The 21,786-nt window shown below is 50.9% G+C and carries 16 protein-coding genes; 12 read left to right on the forward strand and 4 right to left on the reverse strand.

All coding sequences use genetic code 11. From position 1 onward, the window contains the following. The first annotated feature begins 6 nt into the window (after window positions 1-6). From BLX24_RS17700 to pfkA, 3 genes are all read left to right on the forward strand, one after another. Entirely contained in the window at window positions 7-1,275 is a 1,269-nt protein-coding gene (locus tag BLX24_RS17700) for a glycosyltransferase (RefSeq protein WP_071504511.1), read from the forward strand. A gap of 132 nt (window positions 1,276-1,407) precedes the next feature. Beyond that, entirely contained in the window at window positions 1,408-2,565 is a 1,158-nt protein-coding gene (locus BLX24_RS17705; protein ID WP_071504512.1) for a glycosyltransferase family protein, read from the forward strand. A 194-nt stretch (window positions 2,566-2,759) separates the two neighbouring features. Then, window positions 2,760-3,734: a 6-phosphofructokinase gene (gene pfkA / locus BLX24_RS17710; protein ID WP_071504513.1), complete on the forward strand. Its 975-nt coding sequence runs from the start codon at window positions 2,760-2,762 to the stop codon at window positions 3,732-3,734. Between the two features lie 49 nt (window positions 3,735-3,783). Here pfkA and BLX24_RS17715 read toward each other — a convergent pair whose 3' ends face one another. After that, window positions 3,784-4,563 (reverse strand): YdcF family protein, encoded by a 780-nt coding sequence (locus tag BLX24_RS17715; protein WP_071504514.1) that lies wholly within the window; start codon window positions 4,561-4,563, stop codon window positions 3,784-3,786. Window positions 4,564-4,749: 186 nt separating this feature from the next. Here BLX24_RS17715 and BLX24_RS17720 point away from each other — a divergent pair, with 186 nt between their 5' ends. Further along, a complete protein-coding gene (locus BLX24_RS17720; protein WP_071504515.1) occupies window positions 4,750-6,222 on the forward strand; it encodes a thioredoxin-like domain-containing protein in 1,473 nt (490 codons plus the stop codon). Window positions 6,223-6,330: 108 nt separating this feature from the next. On the opposite strand, the gene BLX24_RS17725 is transcribed toward BLX24_RS17720, so the two are convergent. Continuing rightward, window positions 6,331-7,242, reverse strand: a complete 912-nt coding sequence (locus BLX24_RS17725) for a DUF58 domain-containing protein (RefSeq protein ID WP_071504516.1) — start codon at window positions 7,240-7,242, stop codon at window positions 6,331-6,333. 243 nt (window positions 7,243-7,485) lie between these two features. Between BLX24_RS17725 and BLX24_RS17730 the strand changes: the two genes are divergently transcribed. The 4 genes from BLX24_RS17730 to BLX24_RS17745 all read left to right on the forward strand — a co-directional run bounded on the left by BLX24_RS17730 (window position 7,486) and on the right by BLX24_RS17745 (window position 14,200). Continuing rightward, window positions 7,486-8,076, forward strand: a complete 591-nt coding sequence (locus BLX24_RS17730; protein WP_229201840.1) for a gluconate 2-dehydrogenase subunit 3 family protein — start codon at window positions 7,486-7,488, stop codon at window positions 8,074-8,076. A gap of 75 nt (window positions 8,077-8,151) precedes the next feature. Then, complete coding sequence (locus tag BLX24_RS17735) at window positions 8,152-9,870, forward strand: GMC oxidoreductase (protein WP_071504518.1); 1,719 nt, start codon at window positions 8,152-8,154, stop codon at window positions 9,868-9,870. Between the two features lie 88 nt (window positions 9,871-9,958). Next, entirely contained in the window at window positions 9,959-12,148 is a 2,190-nt protein-coding gene (locus tag BLX24_RS17740; RefSeq protein ID WP_071504519.1) for a tetratricopeptide repeat protein, read from the forward strand. 33 nt (window positions 12,149-12,181) lie between these two features. Then, window positions 12,182-14,200 (forward strand): response regulator, encoded by a 2,019-nt coding sequence (locus tag BLX24_RS17745; protein WP_071504520.1) that lies wholly within the window; start codon window positions 12,182-12,184, stop codon window positions 14,198-14,200. Window positions 14,201-14,490: 290 nt separating this feature from the next. On the opposite strand, the gene BLX24_RS17750 is transcribed toward BLX24_RS17745, so the two are convergent. Continuing rightward, window positions 14,491-15,465, reverse strand: a complete 975-nt coding sequence (locus BLX24_RS17750) for an NADPH:quinone oxidoreductase family protein (protein ID WP_071504521.1) — start codon at window positions 15,463-15,465, stop codon at window positions 14,491-14,493. 139 nt (window positions 15,466-15,604) lie between these two features. Between BLX24_RS17750 and BLX24_RS17755 the strand changes: the two genes are divergently transcribed. From BLX24_RS17755 to BLX24_RS17770, 4 genes are all read left to right on the forward strand, one after another. Further along, a complete protein-coding gene (locus BLX24_RS17755; RefSeq protein WP_071504522.1) occupies window positions 15,605-17,416 on the forward strand; it encodes an acyl-CoA dehydrogenase FadE in 1,812 nt (603 codons plus the stop codon). A gap of 151 nt (window positions 17,417-17,567) precedes the next feature. Further along, window positions 17,568-18,056 (forward strand): GyrI-like domain-containing protein, encoded by a 489-nt coding sequence (locus tag BLX24_RS17760; protein WP_071504523.1) that lies wholly within the window; start codon window positions 17,568-17,570, stop codon window positions 18,054-18,056. Between the two features lie 122 nt (window positions 18,057-18,178). After that, complete coding sequence (locus BLX24_RS17765) at window positions 18,179-19,336, forward strand: Gfo/Idh/MocA family protein (protein WP_071504524.1); 1,158 nt, start codon at window positions 18,179-18,181, stop codon at window positions 19,334-19,336. Window positions 19,337-19,456: 120 nt separating this feature from the next. Further along, entirely contained in the window at window positions 19,457-20,674 is a 1,218-nt protein-coding gene (locus tag BLX24_RS17770; RefSeq protein ID WP_071504525.1) for a pyridoxal phosphate-dependent aminotransferase, read from the forward strand. 88 nt (window positions 20,675-20,762) lie between these two features. Here BLX24_RS17770 and BLX24_RS17775 read toward each other — a convergent pair whose 3' ends face one another. After that, the gene (locus tag BLX24_RS17775) at window positions 20,763-21,731 is read right to left on the reverse strand and encodes a sugar phosphate isomerase/epimerase family protein (RefSeq protein WP_071504526.1); all 969 of its coding nucleotides are present in this window, start codon (window positions 21,729-21,731) and stop codon (window positions 20,763-20,765) included. Window positions 21,732-21,786 lie beyond the last annotated feature (55 nt).

Raw genomic sequence — 21,786 nt, forward strand, 5'->3', positions numbered from 1 at the left:
TTTTCTATGCGTGTCACCTTACTCAATACGTTTCACCGTAGTGGCGGAGCAGCCGTAGCGGCAAACCGGCTTCATCAGGCTTTTTTGCAGCACGGCCTCGACAGCACGCTGCTGACGGGTGCACCAACGCAGCAGGAAAAGCGGCTCGAAGCCCCCTCCGTTGTCTCCCTGGCCGATTCGTTTTGGGGCGATCAGCTGGCTTTTGCCCGGTTTGTGGGCGAACGGCTTTATTTTCTGCCGTATGAGAAGAACAAAGCCGTCCGGTTTCATTTTTCACCGGCTAAGTTCGGGGCCGATCTGGCCAGCCATCCGGCCGTTCAACAGGCGGATGTGCTGCACCTGCACTGGATCAATTTCGGTTTTTTGTCGCTGAATGGGCTCGACGATCTGCTCCGGCTGGGCAAACCGGTTGTCTGGACCCTGCATGACACGTGGCCGTTTACCGGTGGATGCCATTACCCGCGCGGCTGTGAGCAGTTCAAAACCCATTGTCATCAATGCCCTTACCTGCGCAAACCAGGCCAACATGACCTGGCATACCGCATTTTCCGGCGCAAAACAGAGCTATTGAAGGGCGCACGGATCCATTTTACTCCGCCAAGCCGCTGGATGCAGCAAGAAGCACAATCGGGGACCCTGCTACGCGATTTTCCCTTTACAGTAATTCCGAACCCGGTTGATCAGACGGTTTTTGCCCCGCAACCACCGGACGCGGCGGCCAAACTGCCGGAGTTGTCAGCAGACCGCCCACGGTTACTGTTCGGAAGCGCCAATACCACCGATCCGCGCAAAGGATTTGCTTTTTTTGTTGAGGCGTTACGGATTTTAAAGCAACACTATCAGGGTAAAGAGCCGGAAATCATACTATTTGGTAAAAGCAACGCCGCATATCTGGCAGATGTGCCCTATCCGGTCCGTTCGTTAGGGGTACTTCGCACGGAAGAGGCGGTGGCAGCCGCGTATAATGCAGCTGATGCACTGGTCGTTCCGTCGCTGGAAGATAACCTGCCCAATACCATTGCCGAAGCACTTTCATGCGGCACACCGGTCGTTGGGTTTAACACCGGCGGTATTCCTGAAATGATTGACCACCAGCAAAACGGGTATCTGGCTTCAGCGGGGTCAGCCGCCTCGCTGGCCCAGGGACTAGCCTGGCTGCTCAACCACGCCGATCCTGCCAGACTGCGTCAGCAAGCCCGGCTATCGGCCGAACGCCGCTACTCGGGCGCTGTCATTACCCGACAGTTTAATGAGCTATATCATTCATTTTTATAACCATGTACGGGCGACCCCACGTGGTCGCCCATTTCAGACCCCACGTAGTCGCCCATTTCAGACCCCACGTAGTCGCCCATTTCAGACCCACGTGGTCGCCCATTTCAGACCCACGTGGTCGCCCATTTCAGTATGAAACCAACGCTGACGATCGTAAACCGCCATTATCCACCAAATCCCGGCATTACCGGAGAAACGGCATGGGATCTGGCCAAATACCTGATCGAACAGCACGACATAGCAGTTCAGATCGTTCACATCGACCGCACCTACGACGGTGGCGGCGCGATCCGGCAGCCGGTTGGCGATACCTTTGCCGTTCAGCCCATCTACAAGGGCAACAACGGCTTGCTGAAGCTGATAACCGGTCTCATCGACGGGTGGCTGCTGATCCGGAAAGCCATTAAGGTACGGCGAGGCCCGTTGCTGATTATGACCAGCCCGCCGCTGCTCCCTTTCTGGGCCTCGCGCCTGCTAACCCGCCGCCGTATTCCGTACTGGCTCTGGTCGATGGATCTGTTTCCGGAAGGGTTTGCCGCAGAAGGCAAAATCAGTGACCGGAATCCGGTCTACCGGTGGGTCATGCGCCAAACCTACCGACATGCTCCCCAACTGCTGGTTGCTCTCGGGCCGGGACAGGCAGAACACCTGCGTCACCAATATCAACAGCCCGACCTGAATACCATCATCCTGCCGTGCGGGGTTCTGATGCATCAGGACCGGGATATGACTCCGCCAGCCTGGCGACAAAACGATGGTAAGCTCTACATCGGGTATGCCGGCAACGTAGCCCAGCCCCATTCGGCTGACTTTCTAAAAAGTATCATGCAGCATATCGATCCGGAGCGACAGCATCTGGTGCTGGCGCTCTATGGCCGGAAAGCACCGGAACTGCTTCAACTGGCCTCCGGGCGGGCGGGCATCACGTTGTTACCAAATATCCCAAGAAATCAACTTCATTTTCTTGACCTTCAATTGGTTACACTACTGCCGCAGTGGACACACATTGCCGTCCCCTCAAAGGCCGTAAGCGGCGTTTGTTCGGGGTCGCCGGTTTTGTTTTGCGGACGTGCCGACAGCGATAGCTACAGGCTATTGAAAGAAGCGGCCTTTTTTATAGAAGATACGAGCGGCCTTGACCAGCGGGTAGCACAATTTTTGCACGATCTGCGGCCGCAACAGCTCGTTGCGCGAAAAAATAATGCCAGTCAGGTAGCTGACAGCCTGCAGGCGATGGTAAAGACGGCCTACGACGCCATTGCCCGTGAAGTTCGTGTTTTCAAATCATGAAGTTTAGCGGGTCAACGGTACTTTTTTTTCGTTTTTTATAAGATAACCATTATCTCATTGTTAAAACAGCATGAATTAGAGGGGATAATTTCGACTTTTTTACATTTTGTAATATAATGCCGGTAAATTTGTCCGCCTATTCCTAAATCTTGTTGGTTGATTGTTCTTTTTCCGTTAAAAAATAGACTTGACCTATGAAACGAATCGCTGTTTTTACGTCCGGTGGAGATGCTCCTGGTATGAATGCTTGTATCCGGGCGGTTGTCCGGGGAGCTGTTTACCACGGCATCGAAGTGTTCGGGATCCGTCGGGGGTATAGCGGTATGATAAACGGGGATATTTTTCAGATGACCTCCCACTCGGTCAGCAATATCGTACAGCGTGGGGGTACCGTCCTGAAATCTGCCCGTAGCAAGGAGTTCATGACTCCGGAAGGCCGAAAAAAGGCATATGACCAACTCCAGAAGTTCGGCATCGAAGGCCTGGTTGCCATCGGCGGTAACGGTACATTTACCGGTGCAACAATCTTTTACGACGAATATGGTATTCCTACCGTAGGCGCTCCGGGTACGATTGATAATGACCTGTATGGCACTGACTATACCATTGGCTACGACACTGCGGTAAACACCGCCCTCGAAGCCATCGACAAAATCCGGGACACGGCAGATTCGCACGACCGGGTATTTTTTATTGAAGTAATGGGCCGTGACTCCGGCTATATTGCCATTCAGTCGGGGATTGCCGGCGGTGCCGAAGTCGTCATGGTACCCGAGGTGCTGACCCCCATTTCAGAAGTTGTTGAAGTATTGAAGCAAGGCTGGCACCGTCAGAAATCCTCGTCAATCATCGTGGTTGCCGAAGGAGATGAAGAGGGAAATGCCGCCGAAGTTGCCGAAAAAATCAAGGAACAGATCGATATCAACCTTGACATCCGGGTAACAACGCTTGGGCATATTCAGCGGGGTGGTATTCCTACTGCCTATGACCGTATTCTGGCCAGCCGCCTGGGCCTTGGTGCCCTTGAAGGGTTGATGGACGGACAGAAAAACGTTATGGCTGGTGTGATTAACAACGAGTTAGTATATACTCCATTCAAAGATACGATCCGCCTGCCGAAGCCAATCAACGAGGATTTGCTGCGCATGGTTAAAATTCTGTCAATCTAGTTTTTCTTCATCGCCCCGGGCAGTCCGGGGCGATGAAGAAAAAACCAGGTTACAAATAGCCGACAACCCAATACGTCAGGTACCCGACCACTTCGCGGAGTACCCAGAACGCATCATTAAACGACTTTTCGTTGGGAAGCAGGTAGTTTCCGGGCGAATGTGCTGTTTTTTCGGCCAGAAAACCGGTCGGAAACGGAGTGACGGCCACGCCTTCTTTCGCAAAGCAAGCCATCGCACGGCGCATATGCCAGGCCGATGTTATCAATACGCAGCGGTTGGTCTTAAACTGTCGGGCCAGCATCGTCTTTGAGAACGTGGCATTCTCCCGCGTATTTTTTGAGTTCTGTTCAAGGGCAATATCACCGGCCGGTACGCCCGCCGTTTGCAGGAAGGCCGCGACCATTTGCCCTTCATCATTGACGGCCGGCGTCTGAAACAGGAGATTACCCTGCCCGCCGCTGATCAGAATCTTCTGAATATAGCCATTTTTATACAACCACAGGGCCTGCCCGATACGATCAGCCTCATGCCCGAGTACCGGCCTGACAGGCCTTACGTCAACCAGTCCGTTGATCATGCCGCCGGTCAGCACAACCCCGACCTGTAACCCTGTTTTTTCCGGCACGGGTTGCGGACCGATCTCCCAGCCTTTCAGCAATGCATTGGTCAGGAAGCCATTACCGGTCAGCCAGAACAGGATAAGCGAAATCCCGGTAAACCGGCGCCGAAGACGGGCATCCTTGAGCAAGTAAGCGACTAACAGTGTGCAGAATAGCCAGCCAGCCGGCGTCAGAAAGTAGTAGAGTGTTTTCGAGAAGAAATAAAACATAGTGTATGCACCAAATACAGCAGGTGTGCGTTAGTATCAAAACTATTGTTGAGCCATTTTTGCCGGATAACGGTAAATCGGACAAAGCGGTACGCTATCCGGCGACGATCCACCTTTTCCACAGTAAAATTCCGCTAAACTCGTAAATTTGTAGAAACTGTACTGAATCAGATACGCACGATCTGTATGAAAAAAATCGTTTGCACTATTTTTTTAGCGCTTGCCGTAACTGCATCGCTGTTGGCCCAAACCACGCCTAAGCCCGCTGAGCGGTTCCGCATTTCGGGGCAGATTAAAGGCCTGAAAGACTCTACCTGCGTGTTGGCCCACTGGTATGGTCCGACGCAATACATTCCTAAAGATACAGCGAAAGTAGACCCGCAGGGCCGGATGGTGTTCGAAGGCGACAAACTCCCGCAAGGTCTTTACCTGGTATTGACGCCTAAGCAGCGCTATTTTGAGCTGATTATCACCGACGAACAGTCGTTTTCGTTTGAGACAGATACGACCAACTTCGTTAGCAACATGAAAACAAAAGGCTCCAAAGAAAATGACGCCTTTTATGGCTATCAGCAGCAGATGGGCAAATTCTATGAAGAATCCCAGGCCATTGATGCCCAGCGCAAGCTTCGTAACGATGCCGTATCGAACGCCATGTTCAACAAAAAGAAAGAAGAACTGGCAAAACAGGCGCAGGATTATCGTACTACATTCTTAAAAGATAAAGCAGGTTTATTTACCGTAAAACTACTTTCGGCGTCAGCCGAGCCGGAGGTACCCAATCCGCCTAAAGCCGCTAATGGCCGGCCGGATTCTCTGTGGCAGTTCAACTATTATAAGCAACATTACTGGGATGGTATCGACCTGACCGACGAGCGTTTCCTGCGGACACCAATTTTCCAGCGCAAACTGGAGCGATATGTTAAAGAACTGACTGTACAGACAGCCGATTCGCTGATTAAAGAAGGTGAGTCGCTGATTGCTAAATCAAAATCGAATAAAGATGTAATGCTTTACATCATTTATTATTTCACCAGCCAGTATGAGCAGCCAAAAATTCTGGGTACCGACGAAGTTTTCCTGCACATGGCCGAAAAATATTATCTGACTGGTATTATGCCGTTATCGGATGAGTCGGCACGTGACAAGGTTCGGGAACGGGTAAACATCCTGAAACCACTGATGAATGGCCGTGTTTTACCGGCTCCGACTGTCAGCGATACCCTGAAGCGGCCAATCGATTTTATGAATATCAAGTCGGAGTACCTTGTTGTATTCCTCTATGATCCCGAGTGTGGTCACTGCCGCGAAGCCACGCCGAAGCTGAAGAAATTCTCGGAAGCGCATAAGAAAGATACCAGAATTCTGGCGATTGCCGTTGATAAATCTCCGGAAGACTGGAAAAAATACATCAGGGAGTTTGGCGTTGGCGAATGGCTGAATGGCTATGACTTCACCTTCCGGACCAACTACCGGCAACAATATGATGTCTACTCGACCCCGGTTGTGTATGTCCTCGATAAAGACAAACGGATTCTGGCACGCCGGATGCCGGTTGAACAGCTTGACGATTACTTCCAGTTCTTAGCCCGCCAGAAACAGGACCTGGCCAAAAAAGATCCGGCAGCCGTTAAAACAGCCGCCCCGAAAGGCAAGTAAGGGTGCTGAACCATAGATTTTACTATAAAAAAGAGGTGGCGCGAACGAAATTCGCGCCACCTCTTTTTTATAAATCAGCAACGACCCGCGTCAGCCGGACTAAACGGGTTATTTCATTTTTCCCCGTTTAACGAGGTACGAGGTCAGAATCTGGTCGAATCCGCGGGCGATGTCTGCCTCGATAAAGTCGATTTTGTACTGACCGCACCGCATCTTCAGTTCCTGAAAGTACGACCGCACCGCTTGCTGATATTCACCCCGGATCTGCCCTGGCTGCAGCTTCACGCGGTCGCCGGTTTCGAGGTCAATAAACTCGTATGGCCGCTCGTCAAACGCAAAATCTTCTTCGGTTTTCTTGTCGGTTACGTGAAACAGTAAAACTTCATGCAGGTTATGGCGCAGGTGTTGCAAAGCCGAAAACAAGGCATCTGACTTCTCCACATTTTCGAACATATCGCTGAAAATGACCACCAGTGACCGTTTATTGATCTTTTCGGCCACCTGGTGAATAACATCGGCGGCAGATGTTTTCCGCTGGGGCGGCGCCTGGTGCAGCAACTGTTCCAGATGGTTAAATACCTTATGTACATGCGACGGGGTCGACTTCACCTGCGTCTGTAAATCAATTGTATCGGCAAACGTTGTCAGGCTGACGGCATCTTTCTGACGCTGCAACAGATATGCCAGACAAGCGGCGGCCATGATACTGAACGTGATTTTGCCATTGTCTTTTTCCGGGTAATACATCGACGACGATGTATCGACCAGCAAGTGGCAGCGCAGGTTTGTTTCCTCCTCGTATCGTTTCACAAACAAGCGCTCTGATTTGGCAAACACCTTCCAGTCAATATGGCGGGTGGTTTCACCGGTATTGTAGAGGCGGTGTTCGGCAAACTCAACCGAAAAGCCATGAAACGGCGATTTATGTAATCCTGTAATAAACCCTTCGACCAACTGACGCGCCAGGAATTCGACATTTCCGTATTCCCTGACTTGCGACAGACTAAGTTGCTTTTTCATAATCCGTTCTTCTCTTTCAGTGTAACACCCCTTCGCTGAGGAGGCAAACAGGCCTGCTTTGTTGATGCTGTATCTCCTAGTTACAACATTAACGGCTAAATAATGTATTTAGGATGGAATATTTTACGAGTGCTCCTTTTTTATTCCATAAGCATCTGCTAATCCTACAAAACGACCGCATTTTTTATACATTTGTTTCTCCTTTGTACGTTTTTACGATAGTTTTTTTAAAACCTACTTATGATGAATAGACGAGACGCCCTCATGCGAGTGGCCGCGTTTATGGGAGCGACCATGTCGTTCCCGGCGCTGGCGGACACGCTCGAAGCCTCAGTCGCCAGCCGCGCAGCTACCGGTGCTCCGGTATTTCTGACGGCCGACCAGGATGTGATGGTAGCAGAATTGGCCGAGGTCATTATCCCGACCACCAATACGCCTGGTGCAAAGGCGGCAAAAGTAAACGAAATCATTGATGTGGTCCTGAAAGACTGTTATAAACCGGCCGATCAGCAACGGTTTAAGGAAGGTCTGGATCGTACAAATCAGATTGCCAAAGGCAGTTTCAATAAGTCATTTGTTGAGTGCGACAACAACCAGCGGATCGAGGTGGTGAAGATGCTGGAGCAGGAAGCCAAAAAACAGCGCAAGGACATGGCAGGCGCACCGGCCAGCCAACGTTACACGCCGTTTTTCGCCATGCTGAAAGACCTGACCCTGATGGGGTATTTCACCTCGGAGATCGGTTGTACACAGGCGCTGGAGTACGTGGCCGTTCCGGGGCGTTACGATGGCTGTATTACGCTCAAACCAGGGCAGAAAGCCTGGGCAATCTAATTTTAATGACCATGACCGCTGAAACTGCCGGAGCCCTTACTCCCGTTTTCACGGTTCATTATCCATTGACTGATCATGTACCTAAACATTGATGCCATAAAAGATATTACCTACGACGCAATTGTGGTAGGTTCAGGGATTTCGGGTGGCTGGGCAGCCAAAGAGCTGACACAGAAAGGCCTGAAAGTATTAATGCTGGAGCGTGGCCGTGATATCAAGCACATCGAAGGCTACACAACCGCGACCAACAACCCGTGGGATTTCCCGCACCGTGGCCGGATTACAACCCAGGCAGCCGAAGAGTATTGGGCCAACATGCGTACGGGCTATACCGCCAACGAAGAATGGCGCCACCACTTCGAGAACGACAAGGAAAACCCGTATCAGGAAACCCGCCCGTTTGACTGGATCCGTGGGTATCACGTGGGTGGCCGCTCACTGATGTGGGGCCGTCAGAGCTACCGCTGGAACGAAGAAGACTTCATGGCCAACCTGAAAGACGGTATTTCGGTTGACTGGCCGGTTCGTTACAAAGACATTGCTCCGTGGTATGATTACGTAGAGCGGTTTATCGGTGTCAGCGGCAGCAAAGACGGTTTATCGGTATTACCGGACGGTCAGTTCCTGCCTGCCATGGACATGAACTGCGTAGAACGCGAAGTGAAGGCGCGGATTGAAAAACAGTTCGCTGGCCGGAAAGTGACCATGGGCCGTACCGCACACTTAACCCAGCCACAACCACAGCACTATGCACTGGGACGTGCTGCCTGTCAGTTCCGGAACCAGTGTATGCGCGGTTGCCCGTACGGCGGTTATTTCAGTACGCAGTCATCGACCTTACCGGCAGCCGTAAAAACCGGCCGTCTGACACTGCGCCCTGACTCAATTGTCTCTGAAGTACTTTACGACGAAAAACTGGGCAAAGCGAAAGGTGTCCGGGTCATTGACCAGAATACAAAAGAAGTCCGGGAATATTATGCCCGCATTATCTTCATGAATGCATCGGCCATCGCCAGTGCGTCGATCATGATGAACTCAAAATCAAGCCGCTTCCCGAATGGTCTGGGTAATGACTCTGATCAGCTGGGCCGTAACATCATGGATCACCACCTGGCCGTTGGTGCGTCGGGTATCTATGAAGGCTTCGACGATAAATACTACTATGGCCGCCGCGCCAATGGGGTTTACGTACCTCGTTACCGCAACTGGAACGGCGACAAGCGTGATTACCTGCGTGGATTCGGCTACCAGGGCGGTGCCGGTCGTGAAGGCTGGGGCCGTGGCAATGGCATGGAAGGCTTCGGTGCCGAGTTCAAGGAAAAACTAACACAGCCCGGCGTCTGGACCATGGGTCTGGGTGGTTTCGGTGAAGTGTTGCCAAACGAGAAAAACCGCTTTACCCTTTCGCCAACCCAGAAAGATAAGTGGGGCTTACCGGTGGTTGTGTTCGATGCGGCTTACGGTGAGAACGAAATCAAGATGCGGAAGGACATGATGAACGACGCCGCCGAAATGCTGGAAGCTGCGGGCGTGAAAAACGTCAATCCCTACAACGACATGTCGAAAAACATGGGTATCGGTATCCACGAAATGGGTACTGCCCGTATGGGTCATGACCCGAAAACGTCTGTCCTGAACAAGTGGAATCAGGTGCATGCCTGCAAAAACGTGTTTATGACCGACGGCGCCTTCATGACATCGGCATCCTGCGTAAACCCGTCACTGACTTACATGGCCTTTACGGCACGGGCGGCTAACTATGCCGTTCAGGAGATGAAAAAGAAAAATCTCTAGTCTTTTTTACCGGTAAAACGGCACAAGGTGGTCATCTTGTGCCGTTTTTATATGATATTCGGTCTATGTCAGAACGGATATACGAACAATGTGGAAAGTATACGGTCTAATCAGCTTCGTTTTTCTACTATCACACACCAGTGTTGGTCAGGCATTTAATCCTGCCATACAAAGCAACGAACAGTCAGGCCTGAGTGCTGCCCAATGTGATCAGTTTATTACCCGGGCGCTCCAAAAGGCCGATCTGCTGTATCAGCGCCAGCAGTACCAAAGCACCTATCAGACATACGTACAGGCGCTGGAAACGGCCAGAAGCTGCCCTGCCCCCCGCCATCAGCTTCCTGTACTGATCAGCTTTGCTAAATTCCTGAAAAGCAGAGGAAATAAAACGGCTGCGCTCGCCTATCTGAAGCAGCACTTACAGATTACGACAGCCCTTAAAAGTCATTCCGATAGCATTGTTAACTATTACCGTCAGGCAGATATTTATACCGCCTTCGGCGATTTTCCACGATCGCTGGAGTTATTGTTAAAAGCGCAGGCATTAGCCGAAAAGCCTCCTGTCTCCTCTTTACTGGTCGAAATCATGTCGGATCTGGGGCTACTCTACAGCCTGGTCGGTGATTACGAAGAAGCCTTCAACTATCAGAAACGGGCGCTGAAGATTCTGAAACCGGGCGAAATCAGCAAAGGGAGCGCGCTCATTCTCGCACGCATCGGGGAAAATTACCTGGTCAACAACCGGTTTCGGGAAGCCATCCCTTATTTTAAGCAAGCACTTCACCAGACACAGCGCCTGAAGTTAGATACATTTGCTGCTACGGTGATGGGAAATCTGGCACGCGCGTATGTAAACCTGGGCGATTATAAACAGACCTTTTATTACGGCATTCCGATCGTAAAAAAGTTTAAACAGGTTAACAACCAGGGCTTTTTAACCTGGACATATGTAACCCTTGCGCGGGCCTATCTGAATACACAACGACCGGACAGTGCTCTGGTCTTAGCCCTGCCTGCCTACCGAAGCGGAGTGTTACTCGGCAGTAAAGAAAACGCACGGGATGCCGCCGGTGTACTGGCCGATATTTATGCCCATCAAAAAGACTATCTCAGAGCCTTTCAGTTTCAGAAAGCCTATACCAGCTATAAGGATAGCCTCAACAACGAACTGACGTCCCGTCGGGTAGCCTATCTGGAGTACAACCAGAAACTTTTACAAAAACAAAGTCAGATTGCGCAGCTCGAAGAAGAGAAAGTGCTCAATAACCGGGTGGTCAGCCAGCAGCGCCTGGTTGTACTGATGCTCCTGATTGGTTTAGGTGCCGGCGCGTTTCTGGTCCGAAGCCTGACGCAGGCAAACCATAAATTAAAGTACAGTAACCAGTTGCTCGCTATTCAGAAAGCAGAAATTGACGAACAGGCCGGTCAGCTCAAAGCGCGTAACGGCGAGATTGATGCCCAACGAAAACAGCTGCAAAATACCGTAACGGAACTGCAAAAAACCCAGAATCAGTTAGTACTGAAAGAGAAAATGGCCTCCCTTGGTGAATTAGCAACCGGAATTGCTCATGAAATTCAAAATCCGCTCAACTTTGTCAACAATTTTGCCATTGTTTCTACTACTTTAGTCTCCGAAATTAAAAATCACCTGAACGAGACAACAGATAGCAAACCAAGGCAGGCGGCGGATTCCCTTACGGTAAACCTTGACCGGATTATTCATCATGGCCAGCGGGCAGAATCGATCATTAAAGGAATGCTCCAACACAGCCATTTGGGTACGGGCGACCGGCAACCTGTGGATATCAACGCATTAGCCAGCGACTATTTACAGCAAAGCTATAAAAGTGTATGTCAAAAAAATAAACAACTCAACAATGTCCGGCTACACCTGGATTTACAACCTGTTCCGGAAAAGGTAGTGGCAGTGCCACAGGACCTCAGCAGGGTCTTTGTTAACCTGTATAATAACGCTTTTTATACGCTGGGCGAGAAACTTTTACAAGCCGCCGATGACTACCAGCCCGGCATTTGGGTGAGTAGTACCTATGTGAATAACCGGGTTATTATACGCGTTAAAGACAACGGCATGGGCATACCGGCAAATATTGTACACAAAATTTTTCAACCCTTTTTTACGACCAAACCAACAGGTCACGGAGCAGGCCTTGGCTTATCTTTAAGCTACGATATTATTACCAAAGGCTACGGAGGACAGTTGATTGTGGATACTCAGTGGGGCAAATTCACCGAGTTTTCAATCAGTATACCTGTCTGATTACCGCACACACCAATAAAGTCAATTTAACCTATGACTGCCAAAATTCTGGTTGTTGACGATGAACCTGATGTTGAATTACTGCTTAAACAGGTATTTCGTCATTATATCGAAGAACAACACTACCATTTTTCTTTTGTAAACAGTGGGCTGGAAGCGCTGGGGCTTCTTAAAGCAGAAAGTACGATCGACATTCTGCTACTGGATATCAATATGCCTGATATTGATGGACTGACCCTGTTAGACTACCTGGCCGATTCCGCCTTTGACGGTATTACCATCATTGTCTCCGCCTACGGAGACATGGATAATATCCGTACGGCCATGAATCGCGGTGCCTTTGACTTTGTGCTGAAGCCGATACAGTTTACAGACTTACAGGCCACCCTCGACAAGGCACTTATTCAGGTGCAGGCCCAGCGTGAATCAAAACGGATCAAGGTTCTGGAAGAACTGAAAACAAGGTTCTTTTCAAACATTACCCATGAGTTCCGGACGCCGCTAACGCTGATCATGACACTGACAAAAGATATGCTGGACCGTCAGGATCTCAGTAAATCTGTTCAGCAAGATCTTTCCTCTATTTTACGGAGCAGTAATCACTTGCTGCGGCTGATTAACCAGTTGCTGGATCTGGCTAAACTCGAAGCCAATAAAATGGGGATCTCGCTCCAGCAAAGCGACTTGCGCCAGTTTCTGGAACAATTGATCAACAGCTTTCGTGCTCAGGCAAAGCAACAAACCATTTTGCTGATTACGGAACTGCAGGTGAAAGGCATCTGGCTTTTCGATGCCGATAAGCTGGAAAAAATCATCTTAAATCTCTTATCGAATGCCTTAAAATTTACGACTGAAGGCGGTACGGTAACCATCTCGGCAACCCCTGCTGCGTCGGATAGTTCACTGGACTCGCTGCCTAGTGTAGGGGTTGGCCCCAGTCAGCGGCAAGGCCTCCGGCTGACGGTTTCAGACACTGGCGTCGGATTAACGCAAGAGCAGATCTCACACCTTTTTGACCGCTTTTATCAGGCGGATTCCTCGATGACACGTGCTTATGAAGGAACCGGCATTGGCCTGGCGCTGGTTAAAGAACTCTGTGATTTATTGGGCGGGCAAATAACGGTCAGCAGCAAGCCGGGAGCCGGAAGTACCTTTTCGGTATGGCTGCCGATGGAACCTCTTGATGAAAGCCCGACGCCCATTCAGGCATCAGACGTTTTATGGCCACTGGCAACCCCTGCGGCTGCCGATGTTAGTCAGCCCGCTATACCAACGCAGGAATTACCCGGCGAAGCAGAAGAGAGCCCGTTGATACTGGTTGTAGAGGATAATCAGGACTTACGCATGTTTCTGGCACGCGCGTTAAGTAAACTCTACCGGGTTCTGACCGCAACCAATGGCCAGGAAGCCTGGGGCATCATTACGGCCGAACTTCCGGATCTGGTTATTTCGGATGTCATGATGCCGTTTATGAACGGCTATGAATTATGTACACGCATCAAGCAAACGCCCGAAACCAGTCATATTGCTGTTATGCTGCTCACGGCCAAAGTCGGACAGGAAAGCCGGATTGATGGCCTGAACGCAGGCGCAAACGATTACCTGCCTAAGCCTTTCCACACGGATGAGCTCCGGCTTCGGGTCCGTAACCTGCTTACCTATCAGCAGCAGCTGCGTACCTTTTATCAGCAGTTGTTCCGGCAACCGGAATCATCGCTCAATCACTCGTTAGGGGCCGATGAATTTATGCAGCAGCTATATGGGGTCATTGATGACAATCTTGATAATGCCGAATTAACCGTTGAAGTGTTGGCAACAGCAGTCTCCGTCAGTCAGCGAACCCTGCACCGGAAACTTCAGGCACTTATCGGAATGAATGCCAGCGACTTAATCAGAACCTACCGGCTAAAACGGGCGGCACAAATGCTACGGGAAGGCCAAAGCATTACCTCAGCAGCCTATGCTACCGGATTTGAAAACCTGGCCTATTTCTCTACCCGTTTTAAGGAACTATACACTATGACGCCAACTGAGTACATGAAAAGCAGGTAAGTTTTGGCCAAAAAACAAAAGCAATTGGCCAAAAAACAAAAGCCGGATCCCTCAAAATATGCGATAATTGTAACAAATTATGAGATGAACTTCAACGTGCATTTAGGGGCGACCGGAGCAGACAGGTGTGTTTAATCAGGTAACATACTGAGCAGAAGAATCTCATGATATAGTCGGGAAAGCTGATATACACCGATGCTTTCTAAAGAATAGCTTTCTAACTATATCCATTCAGCCATAAAAAGTAAAAGAAGTTGTAAAAAGGGCTCCTTAAGAAGCCCTTTTTTTCATTAAGGAACAATCAGAATCTTGCCCATTACTTTACGCGCCTGCATATCCATCAATGCCTGAGCCGCCTGATCCAGCGGGTAGGTGGCCTGAATATGTGGTTTGATTTTTCCCGATTGCCAGAACCCGATAATTTCGGCCAGATTACGGGTGCTTTCTTTGGGTTGCCGCTCGGCGAAAGCCCCCCAGAACACACCAACCACCGAACATCCTTTCAGCAAGGGCAGATTCATGGGCAGGTCCGGTATCTTACCGGCCGCAAACCCTACGACCAGATAACGCCCGTTCCAGTTCATCGACCGCAGAGCCGGATCTGTCAGCGCGCCGCCAACGGGGTCGTATACAACATCTACACCTTTGCCGCCGGTCAGCTCTTTCAATCGGTTCCGCAAATCGTCCTCACTGTAGTTAATCGTTTCGTCGGCGCCATATTCGCGGCAAAGTGCCAGCTTTTCCGCAGTCGATGCGGCGGCAATAACGGTTGCGCCCATCTGTTTGCCAAGAGTTACGGCAGCCAGGCCAACACCACCGGCTGCGCCCAGCACCAGCAGTGTTTCGCCCGGTTGCAGATGCGCCCGGTCTTTCAGCGCATGGTATGAGGTACCATAGGTGTAGAGCATCGAAGCCGCCGTCTGAAAATCCATGCCCGGCGGAATGGGAAAAACACGGCGTGCGTCGACCACCACGCCTTCGGCAAAACCGCCCCAGCCCGTCAGCGCCAGGACAGCATCTCCCGGCTTCAGGTGTGCGACGCCCTCTCCTACAGCCCTGATGACACCCGCCACCTCCCCCCCCGGTGAGAACGGAAACGGTGGCTTAAACTGGTATTTCCCGTCAATAATCAGGGTATCCGGGAAGTTAACGCCACAGGCTTTAACGGTAATCAATACCTCGTTGCGGGCAGGCTCCGGCCAGCCAATCTCGTCGACCTGCAGGGTTTCAGGCCCACCAAAGGACCGGCATAAAACGGCTTTCATACAAAATCGGGTTTAAGGCTTTAGTAAAACAATTTCTTAAATCAACACAAAAATATTTTAATTGTATGCTTGCATACTATTAACGATCTTATTTTATTTGTGACATAATTAGTATGCAAGCATAACAAAACAACAAACCATGATTGCGACGGATAATAAAGCGTCTATCAAAGGCGGAGAATTTCTGATCAAAGAAACCGACGCTGCTCAGGTATTCATCCCGGAAGAGTTTACGGAAGAGCAGCAGATGATTGCGGCTACGTGCCGGGAGTTCCTGGAACGTGAGATCTGGCCGCGTCTGGAAGATATTGATAAAGCAAAGTCACCCGAGCTGATTTCATCGCTGATGGACAAGGCCGGTGAACTGGGCCTGTTAGGTACATCAGTACCGGAAGAGTACGGCGGATTCGGCATGAGCTTTAATACCTCCATGCTGGTAGCCGAAGTAACGGGAGCCGGGCATTCGTTTTCGGTTGCCTTATCGGCACATACCGGTATCGGTACACTGCCGATTGTCTACTACGGCAGCGAAGAGCAGAAAGCAAAATACCTGCCTAAACTGGCATCCGGCGAATGGAAGGCAGCTTACTGCCTGACCGAACCGGATTCAGGTTCAGACGCTAATTCAGGCAAAACAAAAGCGGTACTATCGGCAGACGGCCAGCACTATATCATCAACGGGCAGAAAATGTGGATCACCAACGGCGGTTTCGCTGATGTCTACATCGTATTTGCCAAAATTGAAGAAAACGGTCAGACCGACAAAAACCTGTCGGCCTTCATCGTAGAGCGTTCATTTGAGGGCATTACGATGAACGAGCCTGAACACAAAATGGGTATCAAAGGCTCAGACACCCGGCAGATTTTCTTCAACGACCTGAAAGTACCGGCTGAAAACCTGCTGTCTGACCGCGGCAATGGCTTCAAGATTGCGGTAAACATCCTGAATATCGGCCGGATTAAGCTCGGTATTGCAGCCGTCGGCGGATCGAAGGAAGTAATTAACAACGCCATCCGCTATGCCAATGAGCGGAAACAGTTTAAAACGCCTATTTCTCAGTTTGGCGCCATCAAGCACAAGCTGGCCGAAATGGCCGTAAAAGTATACGCCTCAGAATCGGCATCGTATCGCGCCGGGCAGAATATTGATGACCTGATCGAAGCCCTGAAAGAACAGGGCATGGCCGACGGTCCGGCAAAACTGAAAGCCCTGGAGCAGTTTGCGATTGAGTGTGCAATCATGAAGGTACACGGTTCTGAAGCACTCGATTATGTCGTTGATGAAGGCGTTCAGGTATATGGCGGTATGGGCTACTCGGCCGACGCGCCGATGGACCGCGCCTACCGTGACGCCCGCATCAACCGGATTTTCGAAGGCACCAACGAAATCAACCGCATGCTGGTGGTTGACATGATGCTGAAGCGCGCCATGAAAGGCGAACTCGATCTGATGACACCGGCGATGGCCGTTTCAAAGGAAATCATGTCGATTCCGGATTTCGGTGCCGACGAGGAAGAAGGCCTGTTTATCGCCGAGAAAAAAGTGTTGCGCAATCTGAAAAAAGCGGCATTGATGGTATCCGGCGCGGCTGTGCAGAAATTCATGATGACACTCTCTGACGAACAGGAGATTCTGATGAACGTAGCCGACATGGCGATTGAAATCTACGCGGCGGAGTCAGCGCTCCTGCGCGTGGAAAAAACCATCGCTCTGAAAGGCGAAGAGGCCCTGAGCCTGCAAAAAGACCTGGCCTTGATTTACCTGCACGAAGCCGTTGAAAAGGTAAACAACGCCGGTCGTGCAGCTATCACCTCCTTTGCCGAAGGCGACGAACTGCGCGTGATGCTGATGGGGCTGAAACGATTCACGAAAATCGAACCAATGAACCTGAAGGAGGCCCGTCGCCGGATTGCCGATGCGATGATTGCCGAAAACAAGTATATTTTCTAAGCAAGACAATACATCAACCAACATAACTAAAAGCCTAAAGCCGGTCCGAAATTCGGGCCGGCTTTTTTGTTTTTTGCCAACCCTGCTGACATAGGGCTGTCACTGGCTGAGTTTATTTTTGTTATAGTCATTTATTAAACAACAAATACTAATGACATCTCAGATTTCCATCCCGTCAAACGCGCTCCGGATTCAGGAGAACGCTCCCGTCACTGCCCTCTGCTGCCGGACAATGGCAACCTTACGTACATTGAACGAACACGCGGGCCCGCTTACCGAAAAAATGTATGCAGAAGCCCATCGGCTTAATCTGACAATTGCTGGTCCTGTCAACTGGCTTTATACCGACGCAAGCGGCGACCCTAACCATGAATTTCAGCTTACCATTGCCCTTCCGATTGAGCAGCCAGGCCCTTTATCGGATCAGTTTACGTACGAGACCCTCCGCTCCTTTCGCAGCGCGTCCTATCGCTTCAAGGGGCCGTGGGGGAGCCTTCCGGAGGTATACGATCTATTATTCGGGCAGTTTTATCAGCAGGGCTATACGTATGACGGGCGGGTGCGTGAGATTTACAGTTATGTTGATTTTGAGCATCCTGAGAAGTGTGTCACCGATATTCAGATTGGGATAGCTGACTAACGCCCCGACGCTCCTGTTCCTCATTTTTTTAGAAGCCTTTTTATACGGGGACTACCTGTGTAAAGAGGCTTTTATATTTGTCATGATTCGTACATTTACGGCCACGACAATCCTTTTCCGGCATGACAACTTCTTCTTCCTTTTCCCGGCGTAATTTTCTGGCAGGCCTGGGGGCTTCGGCCTTAGCGCTGCCCGCCACGGGTTTCGCCAATTCCTTTGACAATGATCAGTATCTGGCGCAGCTGGCCGCTCAAAAGCGGGAACTGTTCGGTCAGGACCGTAAGCTGGGCATCGCACTGGTCGGGCTCGGCAGCTATGCTACCAACCAGCTGGCGCCCGGTCTGCAGCAAACGCAGTATTGCCGGCTGGCAGGGATCGTTACCGGTACCCCGGCCAAGGCCGAACAATGGATGCAGAAATACAACATCCCGAAGCAAAACGTTTACGACTATAAAACCTTCGACCGGATTGCCGATAACCGGGACATCGACGTGGTGTATGTGGTGCTGCCCAATTCGATGCACGCCGAATATGTGATCCGGGCGGCACAGGCGGGCAAACATGTGATTTGTGAAAAACCACTGGCAATCATGCCAAAGGAGTGTCAGGACATGATCGACGCCTGCAAAAAGGCAAACCGCCAGCTGGCCGTCGGCTATCGGTTGCATTATGAACCGTTTACGCGGGAAGTCATGCGGCTCGGACAGGAAAAAGTCTTCGGCAAGGTTAAGTTCGTAGAAGCCAGCGACGGTTTCCGCATCGGTGATCCGACCCAATGGCGGCTGAAAAAAGCCATGGCCGGGGGTGGCCCGCTGATGGATGTAGGCATCTACGCAATTCAGGGAGCACGGTACGTGACCGGCCTCGAACCCGTTTCGGTAACGGCACAGTTCGGTCCGAAAACCGACCTCCAGAAGTTTAAAGAAGTTGAAGAGACCTTATTCTGGCAGTTTCAGTTTCCGGGCGGCGTGGTCAGTAACTCAACGACGAGTTATGCGGCCGGTGTAGAACGGTTATATGCCTCCTGCGAAAACGGCTGGTTTGAACTCTCACCGGCCTTCGGCTATGGTCCGCTGAAAGGCCGCACCAGCAAAGGCCCGATCGAGCAGCCGATTGTTCATCACCAGGCCAACCACATGGACAATATCTGTAAGGTGTTGCTGAATAATGAAACCTTACCCGATCACATTACGGGTCAGGAGGGCCTGCGCGACGTCCGGCTGATGCAGGCTATCTATCAGGCAGCCGAAACCGGGCGCCGGATTGATCTGAAAGCCTAACGGAATGATAATCTGGCCAAAAGGGAATTTTTAATTTTCAAAAAATTATACCTTTCGACTAAACAATTAGTATCTTTGCCCCTGATTTGTTATCAATTTAATAATTAAATAATCCGAATCATGTCTGCATTGCTTGAAACCGCCAGTCTGTTGGCCGACCGGATCAACGCGTTAGAAGAATCTTCAACGCTGGCGATGACTAAAAAAGCACGCGAGCTGGCCGCGCAGGGCCACAAAGTAATCAGCCTCAGCGTTGGCGAGCCTGATTTCAAAACACCCGCTCACATCTGTGAAGCAGCTAAGAAGGCCATTGATGATGGCTTTCACGGCTATTCTCCGGTAGCCGGTTACCCTGATCTCCGTAAAGCGATTGCAGACAAGTTTAAACGGGATAACAATATCGACTGGAAACCGGAAAATATCGTTGTATCGACCGGGGCAAAGCACTCCCTGGCCAACGTAATTCAGGTACTGGTCAATCCTGGCGACGAGGTGATCATCTTCTCGCCGTACTGGGTGAGCTACTCGGAAATGGTAAAGCTGGCCGAAGGGAAATCAGTGGTAGTAGACGGCTCTTTCGAGAACGACTTCAAAGTAACGCCGGAGCAATTCGAAGCGGCCATTACTGACCGGACGAAAGTGGTGATGTTTGCCTCACCAAACAACCCGACCGGTTCAGTATATTCAGAAGCGGAACTGCGCGCCATCGGCGAGGTAGTGGCCCGTCATGAAAACGTATTCGTTCTGGCCGACGAAATCTACGAATACATCAACTTTACACCGGAAGGCCATTTCAGTATTGGTTCCATCCCGGCTATTGCCGACCGTGTTATCACCGTAAATGGTGTTGCCAAAGGCTTTGCCATGACCGGCTGGCGGATTGGTTTTATCGGCGCAGCAAAATGGATTGCCGATGGTGTCGAAAAGCTACAGGGTCAGGTAACGTCAGGAACGAACTCAATTGCTCAGAAAGCAACGGTTGCGGCTCTGACGGGCGATATGCAGCCAACCTACGAGATGGGTAAAGCTTACGAGCGTCGCCGTGATCTGGTGGTAAAACTGCTTCAGGATGTGCCGGGCTTTAAGGTAAATGTGCCGCAGGGTGCGTTCTACGCCTTCCCGGACGTAAGCTACTACTATGGCAAATCAGACGGAACGACAACCATCAACGATTCTGACGATTTTGCAGGCTGGTTGTTAAATTCAGTGTATGTATCGACAGTAGCCGGTTCTGGTTTCGGGGCTCCAAACTGCATCCGGATCTCAACGGCCGCTGCCGATGAAGCACTCGCCGAAGCCATCCAGCGCATCAAAGATGCGGTAGCCACGCTGAAATAAGTAAACTTAGTTTGTCATCCCGACGTCAGGAGGGATCTCACCATATTCAATGGCCCGAGATCCCTCCTGACGTCGGGATGACAACTGTTTATACCGCCCCAATCATCTTCTTCATCTTCTCGAAGCTGGTCTTCGCCACTACGGCAGCATCCTGCGCATAGTAGCCCTTGTTAAAGACCTCAAGCGACAGAACAATCGTCTTACCATCGGTTTTAATCTTCCGCAGAATATCCTGAATCGGTGCGACACCATCGCCCGGATAAACCCGGTCGGCATCAACAATAGTTTCCCGCGGCATATTGGCCGGATAATCATTAACGTGGAACACCTCAATAGCCGCCGGACCGACAAGCGGCAGGCTGTCCAGGCTCGAACCGCCCTTGTAAAGGTGATACACATCGAGCAGCACCCGCGCTTTCGGGTGGCCGCTTTCGATAGCAACATACATGACATCGCTCAACCGGTTCAGGTTATGTGAGAAGCCCCATAATTCGAGGTGCGGCACCACGCCTGTCTGGTCGCCCAGCTCCAGAATGGCCCGATAACGTTCAGCCACCTTGCGCAAATCCAGTTTTTCGCCTTTAGGGTCAGTCGCTCCAACTGCCGGGGCAGCCGTCCGCCGGCAACCCACTTCGGCCAGTTGCTCCATTTCCCGTTTCAGCTGATCAAGGCCTTTGGCCCGCGCCGCATCATCGCTGATGATCCATGGCGCAAAACCGATGGCATTTTCTATTTTTATCCCCAGATCACCCAGTATCCGGCGGGCTTCCGCAGCGGTACCGCCGCCTTTCAGGTAATTTTGCAGGGTATCGACCCAGATTTCGACCGACCGGAAACCCGCTTTTGATACGGTTTCCAGTTCTTTAACAAAGCCCAGTTTATGCCCTCGTAACGTACTCATGTTCAGGCAGGGCACAAAGGCAGGGGCGGCTTTCAGGATGGCCGGTTCATGCGAAGCAACTACTGCAGCAGAAGCCATTGAGGGGGTTATCGCCACGCCCGACAAGGCTCCTAACGCCGTCAAGGCCCGGCGCCGATTCATTGAAGATTCAGACATAAAGGTTCAGGTATCTAATGCTGATTATGATTTACGAAGTACGATGTACGATTTC

The sequence above is a fragment of the Arsenicibacter rosenii genome (assembly GCF_001870735.1).
Lineage (GTDB): Bacteria > Bacteroidota > Bacteroidia > Cytophagales > Spirosomataceae > Arsenicibacter > Arsenicibacter rosenii.